The 16,446-nt window shown below is 51.8% G+C and carries 19 protein-coding genes; 10 read left to right on the top strand and 9 right to left on the bottom strand.

The window, feature by feature from the left end:
• The first annotated feature begins 1 nt into the window (after position 1).
• The 5 genes from rsxG to gstA all read left to right on the top strand — a co-directional run bounded on the left by rsxG (position 2) and on the right by gstA (position 4,769).
• Complete coding sequence (gene rsxG, locus ACE15A_RS10140) at positions 2-622, top strand: electron transport complex subunit RsxG (RefSeq protein WP_064055787.1); 621 nt, start codon at positions 2-4, stop codon at positions 620-622.
• A 2-nt stretch (positions 623-624) separates the two neighbouring features.
• Positions 625-1,317 carry an electron transport complex subunit E gene (locus ACE15A_RS10135; protein ID WP_001289628.1) on the top strand — a complete coding sequence of 231 codons (693 nt, stop codon included), beginning with the start codon at positions 625-627 and terminating at the stop codon, positions 1,315-1,317.
• The gene (gene nth, locus ACE15A_RS10130) at positions 1,317-1,952 is read left to right on the top strand and encodes an endonuclease III (RefSeq protein WP_001030318.1); all 636 of its coding nucleotides are present in this window, start codon (positions 1,317-1,319) and stop codon (positions 1,950-1,952) included. Before ACE15A_RS10135 ends, nth begins: the two co-directional genes overlap by 1 nt.
• 600 nt (positions 1,953-2,552) lie before the next feature.
• Entirely contained in the window at positions 2,553-4,058 is a 1,506-nt protein-coding gene (gene dtpA, locus ACE15A_RS10125) for a dipeptide/tripeptide permease DtpA (protein WP_000100918.1), read from the top strand.
• A gap of 105 nt (positions 4,059-4,163) precedes the next feature.
• Positions 4,164-4,769 carry a glutathione transferase GstA gene (gstA, locus tag ACE15A_RS10120; RefSeq protein WP_053508066.1) on the top strand — a complete coding sequence of 202 codons (606 nt, stop codon included), beginning with the start codon at positions 4,164-4,166 and terminating at the stop codon, positions 4,767-4,769.
• Positions 4,770-4,827: 58 nt separating this feature from the next.
• Here the strand turns inward: gstA and pdxY are convergent, their stop codons facing one another.
• The 5 genes from pdxY to anmK all read right to left on the bottom strand — a co-directional run bounded on the left by pdxY (position 4,828) and on the right by anmK (position 9,402).
• Positions 4,828-5,688, bottom strand: a complete 861-nt coding sequence (gene pdxY / locus ACE15A_RS10115) for a pyridoxal kinase PdxY (protein WP_000789736.1) — start codon at positions 5,686-5,688, stop codon at positions 4,828-4,830.
• A gap of 59 nt (positions 5,689-5,747) precedes the next feature.
• Entirely contained in the window at positions 5,748-7,022 is a 1,275-nt protein-coding gene (tyrS, locus tag ACE15A_RS10110) for a tyrosine--tRNA ligase (protein ID WP_053508067.1), read from the bottom strand.
• 126 nt (positions 7,023-7,148) lie between these two features.
• Positions 7,149-7,805, bottom strand: coding sequence for a pyridoxamine 5'-phosphate oxidase (gene pdxH, locus ACE15A_RS10105; RefSeq protein WP_023248113.1), 657 nt, complete (start codon positions 7,803-7,805; stop codon positions 7,149-7,151).
• 58 nt (positions 7,806-7,863) lie between these two features.
• The gene (gene mliC / locus ACE15A_RS10100) at positions 7,864-8,193 is read right to left on the bottom strand and encodes a C-type lysozyme inhibitor (protein WP_023248112.1); all 330 of its coding nucleotides are present in this window, start codon (positions 8,191-8,193) and stop codon (positions 7,864-7,866) included.
• 87 nt (positions 8,194-8,280) lie between these two features.
• A complete protein-coding gene (gene anmK, locus ACE15A_RS10095; RefSeq protein WP_053508068.1) occupies positions 8,281-9,402 on the bottom strand; it encodes an anhydro-N-acetylmuramic acid kinase in 1,122 nt (373 codons plus the stop codon).
• 271 nt (positions 9,403-9,673) lie between these two features.
• Between anmK and slyB the strand changes: the two genes are divergently transcribed.
• Positions 9,674-10,141 carry an outer membrane lipoprotein SlyB gene (gene slyB, locus ACE15A_RS10090; protein ID WP_023248110.1) on the top strand — a complete coding sequence of 156 codons (468 nt, stop codon included), beginning with the start codon at positions 9,674-9,676 and terminating at the stop codon, positions 10,139-10,141.
• A 47-nt stretch (positions 10,142-10,188) separates the two neighbouring features.
• On the opposite strand, the gene slyA is transcribed toward slyB, so the two are convergent.
• On the bottom strand, positions 10,189-10,629 hold the full coding sequence (slyA, locus tag ACE15A_RS10085; protein WP_129382415.1) for a transcriptional regulator SlyA: 441 nt from the start codon (positions 10,627-10,629) through the stop codon (positions 10,189-10,191).
• A gap of 194 nt (positions 10,630-10,823) precedes the next feature.
• On the opposite strand from slyA, the gene ACE15A_RS10080 reads away from it, so the two are divergent.
• Genes ACE15A_RS10080 through ACE15A_RS10070 form a run of 3 tightly spaced genes read left to right on the top strand, consistent with a single transcriptional unit; the run spans position 10,824 to position 13,962 of the window.
• Positions 10,824-11,060: a DUF1656 domain-containing protein gene (locus ACE15A_RS10080; RefSeq protein ID WP_023248108.1), complete on the top strand. Its 237-nt coding sequence runs from the start codon at positions 10,824-10,826 to the stop codon at positions 11,058-11,060.
• A 2-nt stretch (positions 11,061-11,062) separates the two neighbouring features.
• The gene (locus ACE15A_RS10075; RefSeq protein WP_053508069.1) at positions 11,063-11,923 is read left to right on the top strand and encodes an HlyD family secretion protein; all 861 of its coding nucleotides are present in this window, start codon (positions 11,063-11,065) and stop codon (positions 11,921-11,923) included.
• A complete protein-coding gene (locus ACE15A_RS10070) occupies positions 11,923-13,962 on the top strand; it encodes an FUSC family protein (RefSeq protein WP_023248106.1) in 2,040 nt (679 codons plus the stop codon). Before ACE15A_RS10075 ends, ACE15A_RS10070 begins: the two co-directional genes overlap by 1 nt.
• Here ACE15A_RS10070 and sodC2 read toward each other — a convergent pair.
• The 3 genes from sodC2 to ACE15A_RS10055 all read right to left on the bottom strand — a co-directional run bounded on the left by sodC2 (position 13,938) and on the right by ACE15A_RS10055 (position 15,725).
• On the bottom strand, positions 13,938-14,459 hold the full coding sequence (gene sodC2, locus ACE15A_RS10065) for a superoxide dismutase [Cu-Zn] SodC2 (protein WP_000826818.1): 522 nt from the start codon (positions 14,457-14,459) through the stop codon (positions 13,938-13,940). The two genes, ACE15A_RS10070 and sodC2, sit on opposite strands and share 25 nt — an antisense overlap.
• Before the next feature lie 79 nt (positions 14,460-14,538).
• Positions 14,539-15,435 (bottom strand): aldo/keto reductase family oxidoreductase, encoded by an 897-nt coding sequence (locus ACE15A_RS10060; RefSeq protein ID WP_023248105.1) that lies wholly within the window; start codon positions 15,433-15,435, stop codon positions 14,539-14,541.
• Positions 15,436-15,485: 50 nt separating this feature from the next.
• Positions 15,486-15,725: a DUF1289 domain-containing protein gene (locus tag ACE15A_RS10055; protein WP_001663937.1), complete on the bottom strand. Its 240-nt coding sequence runs from the start codon at positions 15,723-15,725 to the stop codon at positions 15,486-15,488.
• Between the two features lie 102 nt (positions 15,726-15,827).
• On the opposite strand from ACE15A_RS10055, the gene ACE15A_RS10050 reads away from it, so the two are divergent.
• Positions 15,828-16,427 (top strand): TetR/AcrR family transcriptional regulator, encoded by a 600-nt coding sequence (locus tag ACE15A_RS10050; RefSeq protein WP_023248104.1) that lies wholly within the window; start codon positions 15,828-15,830, stop codon positions 16,425-16,427.
• The last annotated feature ends 19 nt before the right edge of the window (positions 16,428-16,446 follow it).

Raw genomic sequence — 16,446 nt, 5'->3', positions numbered from 1 at the left:
CATGCTGAAAACGATTCGTAAACACGGTATTACGCTGGCGCTTTTTGCCGCAGGCTCTACGGGATTGACCGCGGTGATTAATCAGATGACCAAATCAACCATTCACGAACAAGCGCTGCAACAACAGCATGCCTTGTTCGATCAGGTATTGCCGCCAGATCGTTACAATAATAATCTGCAAGAGAGTTGTTATCTGGTTGATGCGCCCACTCTCGGCAAAGGCATACACCGTGTTTTTATCGCTCGCAAGGATGATAAACCCGTAGCGGCCATCATTGAGGCCACCGCGCCAGATGGCTATTCCGGCGCTATCCAGCTTATCGTCGGCGCAGATTTCAATGGTACCATCCTGGGGACGCGCGTGACGGAACATCATGAGACGCCAGGATTGGGTGATAAAATTGAGCGCCGTTTGTCTGACTGGATTACCCACTTTAGCGGTAAAACCATCAGCGGTGAAAATGATACGCACTGGGCGGTGAAAAAAGATGGCGGTGATTTTGATCAATTTACCGGGGCGACAATAACGCCGCGCGCCGTGGTGAATGCAGTTAAACGCGCCGGGCTGTACGCCGAATCACTGCCCGCTCAGCTCCCCCATTTAACCGCCTGTGGAGAATAACCATGAGCGAAATAAAAGATATTGTTGTTCAGGGGTTATGGAAAAATAACTCCGCTCTGGTGCAGCTACTTGGCCTGTGCCCATTACTGGCGGTGACGTCTACGGCAACCAATGCTCTGGGGCTGGGTCTGGCCACGACGCTGGTATTAACGCTGACCAACCTGACGGTTTCCGCACTACGTCGCTGGACGCCGGCAGAAATCCGTATCCCGATTTACGTTATGATCATTGCCTCGGTGGTAAGCGCCGTACAGATGCTGATCAATGCCTATGCATTCGGTTTGTATCAGTCTTTAGGGATTTTTATTCCGCTGATTGTAACGAACTGCATTGTTGTCGGTCGCGCCGAAGCGTTTGCCGCGAAAAAAGGACCGTGGCTTTCCGCGTTGGACGGTTTTTCCATCGGCATGGGCGCGACAGGCGCGATGTTCGTGCTGGGCTCGCTGCGCGAGATCCTCGGGAATGGCACGCTTTTCGATGGCGCGGATAGCCTGCTGGGAGGCTGGGCAAAAGTATTACGGGTCGAGATATTTCACACCGACTCGCCTTTCCTGCTGGCGATGCTACCGCCAGGCGCGTTTATCGGCCTGGGACTCATGCTGGCGGTAAAATATCTTATTGATGAAAAAATGAAGAAACGCCGCGCCGAAACCGCGCCTTCCGCTGTTCCGGCAGGTGAAACAGGGAAAGTCTGATGAACAAAGCAAAAAGGCTGGAAATTCTGACGCGCCTGCGCGACAACAATCCGCACCCCACAACAGAACTCAATTTCACGTCGCCGTTTGAGTTGCTGATTGCCGTGTTGCTTTCCGCCCAGGCAACTGACGTCAGCGTGAACAAGGCTACCGCCAAACTTTACCCGGTTGCCAATACGCCAGCCGCGATGCTGGAACTGGGCGTAGAGGGCGTGAAATCCTATATCAAAACCATCGGCTTATTTAACAGTAAAGCGGAAAACGTGATTAAGACCTGCCGTATTTTACTGGACAAGCATAATGGCGAAGTGCCGGAGGATCGGGCGGCGCTGGAAGCGCTTCCCGGCGTGGGACGTAAAACGGCTAACGTGGTGCTGAATACCGCCTTCGGCTGGCCAACCATCGCTGTTGATACGCATATATTTCGTGTATGTAACCGAACGCAGTTCGCGCCGGGTAAAAATGTCGAGCAGGTAGAAGAGAAGCTACTGAAAGTGGTGCCGAATGAGTTCAAAGTGGACTGTCATCACTGGTTAATTTTGCATGGACGCTATACCTGTATCGCCCGAAAACCCCGCTGCGGCTCCTGCCTCATTGAAGATCTTTGCGAATACAAAGAAAAAGTCGATATTTGATATTGTCGGAGTGCGTCCGTCACGCCAGCGCACTCCCACCTTCTGCCTGGATCTATTTTAGCCATTAATCATTCCAGTCTCTGTCCTTTTTCTGATGTAATGTGCTTTCGTTTTCCCCCCACGTCAGGTTAATCATTTTTTAATCGCAAAAATTTCTATCTATCCGTGATCAGGATCACTTTGATAACTTCATGTGAAATTTAGTGACATCTAAGGTTACATTTACAACCGGATAGACTGACGCCCCGTTTTCACTACAAAACATTACTCTGCCATTTTTTCAGATAATGGCCTATATCACTGCCTTTTACCTTAAATAGCAGAAGATATCGCCTTTCACCCAAAATTATGGCCTTTTCGCAGTGTAATAATCTGCCATTCTTCAAATGAAAAAATTTAACTCTGGATAACATTTCTGACGCCGGACGATTCAACCAGAGGAGTTATATGTAACAGATTATTACAAAGGTCTTGTCTGGAGAGGAAAGATAGTGAACATTACCTGCCGTTTCCCCTCCAATATAACAATCGGACGGATGAGTCTGACTCATCACGCGCCAGACAATCCCTGTTAATACGGGGCGTAAAAAAGAGGTAAAAGTGTCTACTGCAAACAATAAACCAACTGAAAGCGTCAGTTTGAACGCTTTCAAACAACCGAAGGCGTTCTATCTCATCTTCTCGATAGAGTTATGGGAGCGTTTTGGTTATTACGGCCTGCAAGGCATTATGGCCGTCTACCTGGTAAAACAACTGGGTATGTCAGAAGCGGATTCCATCACCCTTTTCTCTTCCTTCAGTGCACTGGTGTACGGCCTGGTCGCGATTGGCGGTTGGTTAGGTGATAAAGTTCTGGGTACCAAACGCGTTATTATGCTGGGTGCCGTAGTGCTGGCTATCGGTTATGCGCTGGTCGCATGGTCTGGCCATGACGCTGGCGTCGTCTATATGGGCATGGCGGCTATCGCTGTGGGTAACGGTCTGTTTAAAGCTAACCCGTCTTCCCTGTTGTCTACCTGTTATGCGAAGGACGATCCGCGTCTCGACGGCGCTTTTACGATGTATTATATGTCCGTCAACATCGGCTCCTTCTTCTCTATGCTCGCGACGCCGTGGCTGGCGGCGCGTTATGGCTGGAGCACCGCGTTTGCGCTTAGCGTCGTCGGTATGCTGATAACCGTCGTTAACTTTGCTTTCTGCCAGCGCTGGGTGAAAAGCTACGGTTCCAAACCCGACTTTGAACCGATCAACTTCCGTAACCTGCTGCTGACGATCGTGGGCATTGTCGTGCTGATTGCGGTTGCCACCTGGCTGCTGCACAACCAGGATATCGCGCGTATGGTGCTGGGCGTAATCGCTCTTGGCATCGTCATTATCTTCGGTAAAGAAGCGTTTTCCATGCACGGCGCGGCTCGCCGTAAAATGATCGTCGCCTTTATTTTGATGCTGCAGGCGATTATCTTCTTTGTACTGTATAGCCAAATGCCGACGTCGCTGAACTTCTTTGCCATTCGTAACGTCGAGCACTCTATTCTCGGTATCGCTTTCGAACCGGAACAGTATCAGGCTCTGAACCCGTTCTGGATCATTATCGGCAGCCCGATTCTGGCCGCTATCTATAACAGGATGGGCGATACGCTGCCGATGCCGATGAAATTCGCCATTGGTATGGTGCTGTGTTCCGGCGCATTCCTGATTCTGCCGCTGGGCGCCAAATTTGCGAACGATGCTGGCATCGTATCCGTAAACTGGCTGATCGTGAGCTATGGTCTGCAAAGTATCGGTGAGCTAATGATCTCCGGTCTGGGACTGGCGATGGTCGCACAGTTGGTTCCGCAGCGTCTTATGGGCTTCATCATGGGTAGTTGGTTCCTGACAACGGCAGGCGCTAACATCATCGGCGGTTATGTCGCCAACCTGATGGCCGTGCCGAGTGACGTGACTGACCCACTGATGTCCCTGGAAGTCTATGGTCGCGTATTTATGCAGATTGGCGTAGCAACCGCAGTTATCGCCGTCCTGATGCTGCTAACAGCGCCTAAGCTGAACCGTATGACCCAGGACGATGATACCGCTGAGAAAGGCTCTAAAGCCGCTACAGTTTAATTTTCCGGGAAACAACATTCAGGCCGCTAACTGTGCGTTAGCGGCTTTTTTTTTTGCCCGTCCCCGCACTACCATACTTTAAACCTCAGCAAAAAGGAGTTACCGATGAAACTGTTCTACAAACCGGGTGCCTGCTCTCTTGCTTCCCACATTATCCTGCGCGAAATTGGCAAAGACTTTACGCTTGATGGCGTCGATCTCGCAAAAAAACGCCTGGAAAACGGTGATGATTACCTGGCAATAAACCCTAAAGGACAGGTTCCGGCTCTGCTTCTGGATGACGGCACGCTGTTGACTGAAGGCGTCGCCATTATGCAGTACCTCGCCGACAGCGTCCCCGACCGACAGCTTCTGGCGCCTGTAAGTAGCCTTACTCGCTATCATACGCTGGAATGGCTCAACTATATTGCAACGGAACTGCATAAAGGTTTTACCCCGCTATTCCGCCCTGACACGCCGGAAATGCTTAAACCCGCCGTTCGCGCCGATCTGGAAAAGAAATTTCAGTATGTTGATGAGTCGCTTTCAGACGACCAGTGGATTTGCGGCCAGCGTTTTACCATCGCAGACGCTTATCTGTTTACCGTATTGCGTTGGGCATATGGCGTAAAACTGAATATGGACGCGTTAACGCATATTGAAAGTTATATGCAGCGTGTCGCGGAAAGACCGACCGTTGCGGCAGCGCTTAAAGCGGAAGGACTGAATTAATGTCATGTTGCCGGATAGCTCGCAGTACCGCCATCCGGCATCTTTTCAGCAGCAATAATTACAGCCGCGTTGCGCTGAAGTAATGTTCAGGATTAGCGATCCGATCCTGGGCCGCCACGACCTGCAGTTCGTACTCCTGCATCGTTTTGGTGGCGATCATAATCTCATATACTGCCGCCGTAACGTGCTCCAGCGCCTGCTGCAACGTCGCGCCCTGCAAAAGTTTGACCAGCAATAAACCACTGGTGACATCGCCAACGCCAACCGGCTGACGTGAGCCGAAATCCACCAGCGGACGGCTAATATGCCAGGCTTCCTGCGCTGTCACCAACAGCATTTCAAAGCGTTCTGAACTGTAACCGGCACGGGCGAGATGTTTTACCAGTACAATCTCTGGCCCCTGAGCAATCAGTTCACGCGCCGCCTGCACGGCGTCATTCACATTATTAACGCTATGTTTGCTGAGAATTTCCAGTTCAATCAGGTTAGGCGCGATAATATCGCTGGCGGGTAGCGCATAACGCACATGGAACTCTGCTACGCCGGGCGCCACGATACAGCCCTTTTCCGGATGCCCCATCACAGGATCGCAGAAATATTTTGCCTGCGGATTTGCCGCTTTAACCTGGCGCACAATACCGAGAATGTGTTCTCCCTGCTCGGCAGATCCCAGGTAACCGCTAAGTACGGCGTCGCAGTGCGCTAACTGGCCAATGTCCGCAATCCCCTGGACAATCTCAGTCAGATGGCTGGGCGGCATGACACAGCCGGTCCATTTACCATATTGCGTATGGTTAGAAAACTGAACGGTATTCAGCGGCCAAACATTCGCGCCAAGACGACGCATGGGAAATTCGGCAGCGCTGTTGCCCGCATGTCCGAAAACAACATGGGACTGGATAGCGAGGATATTCTTCATTTTTTTACCTGAACATCAAAAATAAGGGAGTGATTTCTCACTCCCTGTTACTTAATGCCTTATTTCCAGCAAATCAGACAATAGTTCTTTTTGCCGCGACGCAATAAGGTATAGCGGCCAAACAGACGGTCCTCATCGTTAAAGATGTATTCAGGATCGGATTGTTTTTCACTATTGATAGTGACTGCGTTGGAGGCGATAGTCTTACGCGCCTGACCACGCGACGGCTGGAGTTCGGCGTCTACCAGCGCCTGCATCAGATCGGTGCCTTTTTCCAGTTCGATCATCGGCACGCCGTCCTGAGCGAGTTGCTCAAAATCCGCTTCGCTCAGTTCGCCCAGGTTGCCGTTAAAGAGGCTTTCAGTAATACGTTTTGCCGCAACCAGCCCCTCTTCGCCGTGAACCAGACGCGTCACCTGCTCGGCCAGCACATACTGAGCGCGCGGCGCTTTACCGCTGTTTTTATCTTCTTCTTCCAGGGCATTGATCTCTTCAATGTCCATAAAAGTGAAGAATTTCAGGAAACGATAAACATCGGCATCCGCGGTATTAATCCAGAACTGGTAGAATTTGTACGGACTGGTTTTCTTCGGGTCCAGCCAGACAGCGCCGCCTTCGGTTTTACCAAATTTCGTGCCGTCAGCTTTGGTGATCAGCGGAACGGTCAAACCAAATACCTGATTCTGGTGCAGACGACGGGTCAGGTCGATACCGGAAGTGATGTTCCCCCACTGGTCAGAACCGCCAATCTGTAAGGCAACGCCGTGCAGTTTATTCAGACAAGCGAAGTCGTACCCCTGTAGCAGGTTATAAGAGAACTCCGTGAAAGAGATACCCTGATCGTCACGGTTCAGACGCTGCTTCACCGCTTCTTTGTTGATCATCTGATTAACGGAAAAATGTTTACCGATATCGCGCAGGAAAGTCAGCACATTCATGCTGCCGAACCAGTCATAGTTATTGGCCGCGATGGCGGAGTTTTCGCCGCAATCAAAGTCCAGGAATGGGGCAACCTGTTTACGAATTTTCGCCACCCACTCCTGAACGGTCTCTTCAGTGTTCAGTTTACGCTCGGCGGCTTTAAAGCTCGGGTCGCCAATCAGACCGGTCGCTCCGCCTACCAGCGCAACAGGTTGATGCCCTGCCTGCTGGAAGCGTTTCAGGCATAACAATGGAACCAGATGCCCCAAATGCAAGCTGTCAGCGGTAGGATCGAAGCCGCAATAGAGCGCGATCGGGCCTTGCGCCAGTCGCTCTGCCAACGCGTCTTCGTCCGTCACCTGGGCTACCAGCCCCCGCTCTTGCAATTGTTTAATCAAGTTACTGCTTGCCATCAAAATCTCCATGTATAAAACGACTGCACCTTTGCCGGTACACGACTTTTCGCCAGACGCGAAAGAGACATAGCATAAAACGGCGGATTCATCCGCACCAGTGCTTAAAACAAGAATTTTGCATCTTTAGGGCGCAAGACGGTCGATTTTCCACGCGCCGTCGTCGCGTTGGTATAAAAAGCGATCGTGCAGACGATGTTCGCCGCCCTGCCAGAACTCCATCTGTTCGATACTCACGCGAAAACCGCCCCAGAAGCTGGGCAACGGAACTTCGCCCTGTTGAAACTTCTGCTTGAGCTCCAGGAATTTGCTTTCAAGGATACCGCGCGCGGAAATGCGGCTGGATTGTTTAGAGACCCATGCGCCGATCTGGCTATCACGCGGACGGCTGTGGAAATACCTCACCACCTCAAGTGTGGAGAGACGCTCGGCTTTGCCTGTCACCATCACCTGGCGTTCAAGCATATGCCAGGGAAATAACAGACTGATACGCGGATTGTGCTCAATTTGATGCGCCTTGCGGCTTCCCAGGTTGGTATAAAAGACCAGGCCTTTTTCGTCATAATGCTTGAGCAACACAATACGCTGGTACGGTTGCCCCTTGTCATCTACGGTCGCTACAACCATTGCCGTCGGATCGGCCAGTCGGGCGTCGCACGCCTGCCCAAGCCAGCGCTCAAACAAGATTAACGGTTCAGCGGGTAAATCGCGGCGACGCAAGCCGCCTTTCGTGTATTCACGGCGCAGATGCGCGATCTGCTGCAATTGGTCGTTATCAGACATGGCGTTGATCAGAAATAATCAGTGGGTGGCGCTATTGTGCGCCCCCATAATGAAAATCTCAACGCTTCGGATTTTGTAACTGACAGTTATTTAGCACAATTCTGTCTCGTTTATAGACTGTGGCGCGCTCACCTTGCGACCAGAAAACATAAATCCCGTCGGTATAACGCGCGCCCGAGGCCGAGATTCCTTGTTTCAGGGCCAGCAGCTTATTGTCATAAACAAAACTGACTTCTTCACGCGGGTTATTGACTTTAACGGTAAGCGGCTTCTCATCACACTGGTATTCCAGTGTATCCGTTTGCATACGTTCAACAAATTGTTGATAAACGCTACAGCCGGTCAGAAGCACAGGTAAACACATTATTACTATCTTTTTCATAGGCATATCCCGAAAGCTCTCCTGCTTCTGGAGGGGCAAACGCCCCTTCCTGACCTTCCTAGTTTACCGATATATCGTCCGGGAAAAATTCAGTTAACTCTGAGTTCTTGGGTTAGCAGGGTAAACAGCGCCTAAAACACTGGCTTCTGTAGCGCCCGTCACGGAAGGTAAATTTCCCGGCAGGCCCGCGAGGGTTCGCCATGCAAGCCATGCAAAGGCCAACGCCTCCATATCATCGCCACTGATCCCCGCCTTATCGGTGGTCGAAACCTCGATACCCGGCAACAGCGCTGCCAGACGAGCCATCACTAACGGATTCCGGCTTCCGCCGCCACAGACCATCAGCCTCTCGCAGCCGCCGTTGAGCAGCACCTGTTGGGCGATGGAGACCGCCGTCAGCTCAGCCAGCGTGGCCTGTACATCGCGCGCGCCTGCGCCGGGGAAAGCCATAAGGTGACGCTCTAACCAGCCATAGTTGAAGTACTCACGTCCTGTACTTTTGGGCGCCGACGCAGCAAAGTACGGATCGCTCAACATCTTTTGCAGCAATGGAAGAATAACCTGACCTTCTTTCGCCCATGCCGCGTCTTTGTCGTAGGGCTGCGCGCATTGCCGCCAAATCCACGCATCCATCAACATATTGCCCGGCCCCGTATCGTATCCGCGCACCGCCTGCCCGGGGAAAAGCAGAGATAAATTGGCGATACCGCCGATATTCAGGACCATCCGTTTTTCCGTCGGATGTCCCAACAGCGCGTGATGAAAAGCGGGCACCAGCGGCGCGCCTTGTCCGCCCAGCGCAATATCCCGCCGCCGAAAATCGCCGACCACCGTAATCCCCGTATGGGCGACGATATGATTATTATCGCCAATTTGCAGAGTATGCGGGGCATCTCCGCTCGGTTCATGCCAGACCGTTTGCCCATGACAACCAATGGCGACGATATCCCGCGGCTGCAAACGTTGTTGCGCTAACAGCGCATTAACCGCCTGTGCAAAAAGCCGGCCTAACTGGGTATCAAGCTGACCGAGTTGCGAGAGCGTAAGCGGCTGCCCCTGACAAATATCAAGAATGCCTTTTTTCAGATGAACGGGAATAGGCCAGGTGAGACTTGCCTGTTGCGCAACCATTGTTTCATCAATTGCCGCCAGTACGACATCAACGCCATCAAGGCTGGTTCCGGACATAACGCCAATAAAACGGCCCGATTTCATACCTCTTCCTTTTAAGCTGGGTTAAGCCTTAACACTCGGCATAACGTATTTTGACATGCTATGCCTGCGTCACGTTTTTTGCCGTGCCGTCCACGGATATCAATAACCTATCTTTTCTTGCTTCCCACTTCGTTTAAGGTTAGTTAATGAACTTCTGATTATGATTTTTACATTCTTTCAGCAGAAGATATGACCTTAACTGCATAAATGCCATATAATTTAGCTATAGGGATGCTGAAATAGCGTTTCGTGAAGAACAGGAGATTGGTAAATGATTAAACGTGTACTGGCCGTTTCACTGATGGGGTTATCCTTAGCTGGATGTGTTAACAATGATAGCCTTTCGGGCGATGTGTATACCGCATCCGAGGCTAAACAAGTTCAGAATGTAACGTACGGTACTATCGTTAACGTTCGTCCGGTTCAAATTCAGGGCGGTGATGATTCTAACGTGATTGGCGCTATCGGCGGCGCGGTGTTGGGCGGATTCCTCGGCAACACTATCGGCGGCGGTACTGGTCGTTCACTGGCGACCGCGGCAGGCGCGGTGGCTGGCGGCGTAGCGGGCCAGGGCGTCCAGGGCGCAATGAATAAAACCCAGGGTGTGGAACTGGAAATTCGTAAAGACGATGGCAACACCATTATGGTTGTGCAGAAACAAGGAAATACGCGTTTCGCGGCAGGTCAGCGTGTCGTGCTGGCCAGCAACGGCAGCCAGGTTACTGTCTCTCCACGCTAAAACAGGCTTTACGTGTGGTCACATGACCACACGTATGCCCCTGCGCCTCAATCGTGAGAGTGCAATTCCATAATGTTGTGTTCAAGTTTGGCGATAAGTTTAATCAGAAGCTCAATCTCCTCTGAAGAAATCCCGTCCAAAATTTCACCGCGCGTTTTATGAATGACCGCTTCCATCTCGGTGATCAGCGGCTCCGCTTTCTCAGTCAGTTTAATGCGCTTAGCGCGACGATCGCTGGCGCAGGTTTGCCGCGAAATTAGCCCCTTATCTTCAAGTTGATCCAACGTGCGTACCAGCGATGGCTGCTCAATGCCTATCGCTTTAGCCAATTGAATCTGCGACTGGTCAGGCGGCAATTGATGAATATTGTGCAGCGTGACCCAATGTGTCTGCGTCAATTCCAGAGGCTTGAGGCGATGGTCAATCAGAGCACGCCAAATGCGCACCAACCGTGCCAGATCAGAACCTAGTGGCGATTCCAATTCCATCTCCTTATAATTAGCTTGCTAAGTTATTATACTGATTTTAGAATAGTGTGCAGTATTTGCATTCTCAAAACAAATGTATTGCTAAATTTGCTTACCAATAGACATTTTTTCAGACATAGTGCGCAATCGGCACCTATAGCTTCGGTTTTGGCTAAAACTAAAGCATCGTCGTCTGACGCAAAGGAACATTGCTTGTGAAGTGTATACTCAACGCCACAGGATTGCCCTTACAAGATCTCATGTTGGGAGCATCTGTTTACTTTCCACCGTTCTTTAAAGCCTTCGCGCTTGGATTCGTTATCTGGTTGTTTATTCACCGACTCCTGCGTGAATGGATATACTCTGGTGAAATCTGGCATCCCCTGTTAATGGATCTCTCCCTCTTTACGCTTTGCGTGTGTCTGGGCCTCGTTTTACTGATCGCGTGGTAAATATGTCATTAAAAACAATAAAATATTTTTCTACTCTCATTGTCGCCGTCATCGCCGTTCTGGCCGCGTGGTGGTTATGGAATTACTATATGCAGTCGCCGTGGACGCGCGATGGTAAAATCCGCGCGGAACAGGTCAGCGTAACGCCGCAGGTCTCTGGCAGCATTACCCAACTCAATGTCAAAGATAATCAGTTCGTCAACGCGGGGGACGTTCTTTTTGTCATTGATAAAACGCCCTTCCATATTGCGGAACTTAACGCGCAGGCGCAGTTGGCCAAAGCGCACTCCGATCTGGCAAAAGCGAATAATGAAGCCGAGCGACGTCGACATTTATCGCGTAACTACATTTCTGCTGAAGATCTGGATAGCGCCAATCTGAATGTTAAAGCGATGCAAGCCAGCGTAGATGTCGCACTGGCAACGTTAAAACAGGCGCAGTGGCAGCTTAGCCAGACAGAAGTAAAAGCGCCGGTATCCGGCTGGGTGGCCAACCTTTCCACGCGTACCGGTGATTATGCCAGTACCGGTAAGCCGCTTTTCGCATTGGTAGATAGCCATTCATTTTATGTAATGGGATATTTCGAAGAAACCAAACTACGCCATATTCACGAAGGGGAGCCAGCATTAATAACGCTGTATAGTGGCAATATTAAGTTACAGGGTCACGTTGGCAGTATCGGGCGCGCTATTTACGACCAAAGCGTGGAGAGCGATTCCGGTTTAGTACCAGATATCAAACCCAACGTGCCGTGGGTACGTCTGGCGCAACGCGTTCCGGTGCGTATCGAATTTGACGCTTTGCCGCAGGATATCACGCTGGTCTCCGGCACTACCTGTAGCGTGGCGATTGGACACCGGTAATGAAACTCTCCCTGCCGGCACTGCGAAATACGCCCTGGGTTAAAGCAACCTCCGGCCAGTGGCGTTACGCGTTGCGTAATACTATTGCCATGTGTCTCGCGCTGACATTCGCTTATTATCTCAATCTGGATGAGCCCTACTGGGCGATGACTTCGGCCGCAGTGGTGAGCTTTCCGACCGTAGGCGGCGTAATCAGTAAAAGTCTGGGGCGTATTGCCGGGAGTTTACTCGGCGCGACCGCTGCGTTGATTATTGCCGGCCATACGCTAAATGAACCCTGGTTGTTCTTGTTTAGCATGGCCGCCTGGATCGGTTTTTGTACCTGGGCCTGCGCGCATTTTACCAATAATGCCGCTTATGCTTTCCAGTTGTCCGGCTACACGGCGGCGATCATCGCGTTCCCGATGGTCAATATTGTAGAAATCACGCAGTTGTGGGATATCGCCCAGGCGCGCGTATGTGAAGTTATCGTCGGCATCCTCTGCGGCGGCATGATGATGATGATTCTGCCCAGCACGTCGGATGGCACCGCCCTGCTCACCGCGTTGAAAAACATGCATGCGCGCTTGCTGGAACATGCCAGTCTACTTTGGCAGCCGGATACCACCGACGCCATCCGCTCAGCGCATGAGGGCGTCATTGGGCAAATCCTGACCATGAACCTGTTGCGTATTCAGGCTTTCTGGAGTCATTACCGTTTTCGCCGCCAGAATGCGTTGCTCAATTCATTGTTACATCAGCAATTACGGCTAACCAGCGTGATCTCCAGTCTGCGTAGAATGCTTTTAAACTGGCCGACGCCGCCGGAAAACAGCCGCGAAGTCATTGAACAACTCTTAGCTGCGCTGGCGAAACCGCGCGCGGACAGCTACACCGTGGCGCGGATTATTGCGCCGCTACGCCCGCAGGATGAACAGGATTATCGTCGCCTCGCGTTCTGGCAGCGATTACGCTATTTTTGCCAGTTATACCTGCGCAGCAGCCGCCAGTTATATCTAATCGAAAACGGTGCGCCGGTGGATAAAATCAACATCCGCCGCACTCCTGGCCTTGCGCGGCATACGGATAACGCAGAGGCCATCTGGAGCGGTGTGCGTACCTTTTGTACGCTCACGGTTATTGGCGCCTGGAGTATTGGCGCACAATGGGAATCAGGGTCCGGCGCATTAACACTGGCGGCGATCAGTTGCGTCCTCTACTCCATCGTCGCCACGCCGTTTAAGTCGCTCTCCTTATTGATGCGAACTTTAGTGCTGCTGTCCTTATTCAGTTTCGTGGTGAAATTTGGCCTGATGGTGCAAATCACCGATCTGTGGCAATTCTTACTTTTCCTTTTTCCGCTGTTCGTCACGATGCAACTGCTTAAACTGCAGATGCCTAAGCTGGCGGGACTGTGGGGGCAGCTTATTGTCTTTATGGGCTCGTTCATCGCCGTGACCAATCCGCCAGTGTACGATTTCGCCGACTTCCTTAACGATAATACCGCTAAGATCGTCGGCGTCGCGATTTCCTGGCTGGCGTTTGCGATTTTGCGTCCCGGTTCCGATGCCGTAAAAAGTCGCCGCCATATCCGCGCGCTACGCCGGGATTTCGTCGATCAGCTTAGCCGCCACCCTTCCCATAGCGAAAGCGAGTTTGAATCGCTAACCTATCATCACGTCAGTCAGCTCAGTAACAGCCAGGATGCGCTGGCGCGCCGGTGGTTATTACGTTGGGGAGTGGTATTGCTGAACTGCTCGCATGTGGTGTGGCAGCTACGCGCCTGGGAGTCGCGTTCCGATCCGCTTTCCCGGGTGCGGGATATTTGTATCTCCCTGCTGCGCGATGTGATGAGCGAGCGCGGCGTGCAACAACGTCCGCTTGCCGCCACGCTACAGGAATTACAGCGTATCTGTGACACGCTCGCGCATCATCATCAACCCGCAGCGCATGAGCTGGCGGCGATTATCTGGCGTTTACACTGTTCGCTGTCACAGCTGGAGCAGGCGTCAGCGCAGGGAACGCTGTCTCCGGGTTATTTAATGACGCCGCAGGCGTAACGCGTCCCGCCGCCGCCAAGCGGTTTCGGTTGATCGGACATATTATCGCCGCCCACATGGATCATTAGCGCTTTATCTTTCACTTCATCAAGAGACTTCAGACGCGGCGCAGTAACCGGTTCGGTAGCGATACCATCATTATTAACGACTAACACCGGGAGATCGCCCAGATGTCCCTGGCCCTCCGGTCCTTCATGCTTGCCGGTATTTTGTGGGTCCAGATGACCACCAGCGGCTTCTGCCGCAACCGCTTTGCCATCTTTAATCGCGGGCTGGCAGCTACCTTTGGCATGAATGTGAAAACCATGCTCGCCAGGCGGTAACGCTTTAAGGTGCGGGGTAAATTTTAAGCCGCCTTCGGTTTCATCGATGACCACGGTGCCGATAGACTGTCCTACGCCTTGCGCCGTCACCAGATTCATCTCTACTTTCTCGCTTGCGGCCTGCGCACCCGCACAGGCCAGCAGCGTCACCATTGCTAAACTTAATCGCTTCATAAAACCTCCGTTACAAGTGGTAGCCTGTTAAGTGTAAACCACTGGCGGAAACATGAACGGAAAGTCAACGAGTTGGCGATTACGGCACGTCATAGCCCAATGCCGCCTTGCGGATTCGGAACCACTGTTGACGCGACAATGACAGCGTTTCCGCTTCTACCGCAGCGCGTACGCGTTCGATTTTACCCGAGCCAATAATCGGCAGCGGCTGCGACGGCAAACGTAAAATCCAGGCATAGACCACCTGTTCAATAGAACTGGCGTTGAGTTCTTGCGCGATAACGGAAAGCTCCTGTCGTAATGGCTGATAAGTCTCATCATTAAACAGCCGACCGCCGCCAAGACATGACCAGGCCATCGGACGAATACGCAGTTGCTGTAATTGATCTAATGTGCCGTCCAGCAACAAAGGCTGGTGAACTGGCGAGATCTCCACCTGGTTGGTCGCCAGGGTAAAAGGCAGGCGCGATTGCAGCAACGTAAATTGCGCTGGCGTAAAATTAGAGACGCCAAAATGGCGTACTTTGCCGCTTTGGTGCAGATGTTGAAACGCCTCGGCCACGTCATCCGCATCCATTAACGGATCGGGACGGTGGATTAGCAACATATCCAGATAATCTGTCGCCAGATTTTTTAATGATTGTTCTGCGCTCAGAATAATATGGTGGCGATCGGTAATATAATGACCGAGTTTATTTTCCGCTCTGGCGGTGGTCGCAATACCGCATTTGGTAACGATTTGCAGTCTTTCCCGCAAATACGGCGCCAACGTTAACGCCTCACCAAACGCTGCTTCGCACTGATAACCACCATAAATATCCGCATGGTCAACGGTAGTGACGCCCAAATCCAGATGTTCTTCGATAAAACTCACTAACTGACGCGCGGACATATTCCAGTCCATCAAACGCCAGTAACCCATAACAAAACGCGAAAACTCCGGGCCTTGTGGAGCGATGGTGACACGCTGAACCATAACAGATTCCTCATAGAGAATAATGAGGTTGAGTATACGCAATTCCGCGTTTAAAAGAGTGAGGGTTGTTGAGGATCTTCCGCTGGGAGGGGCTTGTTTGCGCGTATTTTACGCAAGAAACGCTGGCGACAAAGCCGCAGTACATTTTGTTTCTCGGCATCGCTCATTTTTTGCCAGTTAAACCGTTCGTCGCGACTGCGCATACATCCCCGACAAAAGCCACGCTCATCAGACTGGCAGATACCGCGACATGGGCTTGCTACAGGAAAAAACTCCAACTGCTCGGCCACATCCCCTCCTCAACGTTTGACGCTTATGACTATTGAAGACGCTAACTGGCATTATGGCAACTCTGCTTGCTGTAGACCGACTGGTCTACTATACTGCCTGTCATGAATAAGCAAACCGAATACGATACTCGCGAACATCTGCTGGCCACCGGTGAGCAACTATGTATGCAACGGGGTTTTACCGGCATGGGTCTTAGCGAGTTACTCAAAACCGCTCAGGTGCCTAAAGGATCGTTTTATCACTACTTTCGCTCGAAAGAAGCCTTCGGCGTCGCCATGCTGGAGCGACATTACGCCTGCTATCATCAGCGTCTTACGGCGCACTTTACCTCCGGTCCCGGTAATCATCGCGATCGTCTTCTCACCTGGTATCAGGAAACGTTGAATCAGTTTTGCCAGCAAGGCACCATCAGCGGCTGCCTGACGGTGAAACTGTCAGCGGAAGTCTGCGATCTGTCGGAGGATATGCGCTCTACTATGGATAAAGGGGCGCAGGAGATCATTGCACTGCTCGCGCGCGCGCTGGAAAACGGTCGCAATAGCCACTGTTTACATTTCACCGGCCAGCCGTTGCCACAGGCGCAGGTGCTTTACGCCCTGTGGTTGGGCGCCAATTTACAGGCCAAAATATCCCGTAGCGCCGCGCCGCTGGAAAATGCGTTGGCGCATGTTAAGACCATCATTACAACGCCTGAGCAGTAACAGGCGTTTTCATTTCCTT

The sequence above is a fragment of the Salmonella sp. HY31 genome (assembly GCF_042604575.1).
GTDB lineage: Bacteria > Pseudomonadota > Gammaproteobacteria > Enterobacterales > Enterobacteriaceae > Salmonella > Salmonella diarizonae.
The sequence above is the reverse complement of the archived record's forward strand: the minus strand, read 5'-3'. Positions and strand labels throughout refer to the sequence as shown.

Bases quoted from the DNA above. Each gene is read 5' to 3' on its own strand.
- rsxG (WP_064055787.1), top strand. From the start codon at position 2: ATGCTGAAAACGATTCGTAAACACGGTATTACGCTGGCGCTTTTTGCC.
- ACE15A_RS10135 (WP_001289628.1), top strand. From the start codon at position 625: ATGAGCGAAATAAAAGATATTGTTGTTCAGGGGTTATGGAAAAATAAC.
- nth (WP_001030318.1), top strand. From the start codon at position 1,317: ATGAACAAAGCAAAAAGGCTGGAAATTCTGACGCGCCTGCGCGACAAC.
- gstA (WP_053508066.1), top strand. From the start codon at position 4,164: ATGAAACTGTTCTACAAACCGGGTGCCTGCTCTCTTGCTTCCCACATT.
- pdxY (WP_000789736.1), bottom strand. From the start codon at position 5,688: ATGAAGAATATCCTCGCTATCCAGTCCCATGTTGTTTTCGGACATGCG.
- tyrS (WP_053508067.1), bottom strand. From the start codon at position 7,022: ATGGCAAGCAGTAACTTGATTAAACAATTGCAAGAGCGGGGGCTGGTA.
- pdxH (WP_023248113.1), bottom strand. From the start codon at position 7,805: ATGTCTGATAACGACCAATTGCAGCAGATCGCGCATCTGCGCCGTGAA.
- mliC (WP_023248112.1), bottom strand. From the start codon at position 8,193: ATGCCTATGAAAAAGATAGTAATAATGTGTTTACCTGTGCTTCTGACC.
- anmK (WP_053508068.1), bottom strand. From the start codon at position 9,402: ATGAAATCGGGCCGTTTTATTGGCGTTATGTCCGGAACCAGCCTTGAT.
- slyB (WP_023248110.1), top strand. From the start codon at position 9,674: ATGATTAAACGTGTACTGGCCGTTTCACTGATGGGGTTATCCTTAGCT.
- slyA (WP_129382415.1), bottom strand. From the start codon at position 10,629: ATGGAATTGGAATCGCCACTAGGTTCTGATCTGGCACGGTTGGTGCGC.
- ACE15A_RS10075 (WP_053508069.1), top strand. From the start codon at position 11,063: ATGTCATTAAAAACAATAAAATATTTTTCTACTCTCATTGTCGCCGTC.
- ACE15A_RS10070 (WP_023248106.1), top strand. From the start codon at position 11,923: ATGAAACTCTCCCTGCCGGCACTGCGAAATACGCCCTGGGTTAAAGCA.
- sodC2 (WP_000826818.1), bottom strand. From the start codon at position 14,459: ATGAAGCGATTAAGTTTAGCAATGGTGACGCTGCTGGCCTGTGCGGGT.
- ACE15A_RS10060 (WP_023248105.1), bottom strand. From the start codon at position 15,435: ATGGTTCAGCGTGTCACCATCGCTCCACAAGGCCCGGAGTTTTCGCGT.
- ACE15A_RS10050 (WP_023248104.1), top strand. From the start codon at position 15,828: ATGAATAAGCAAACCGAATACGATACTCGCGAACATCTGCTGGCCACC.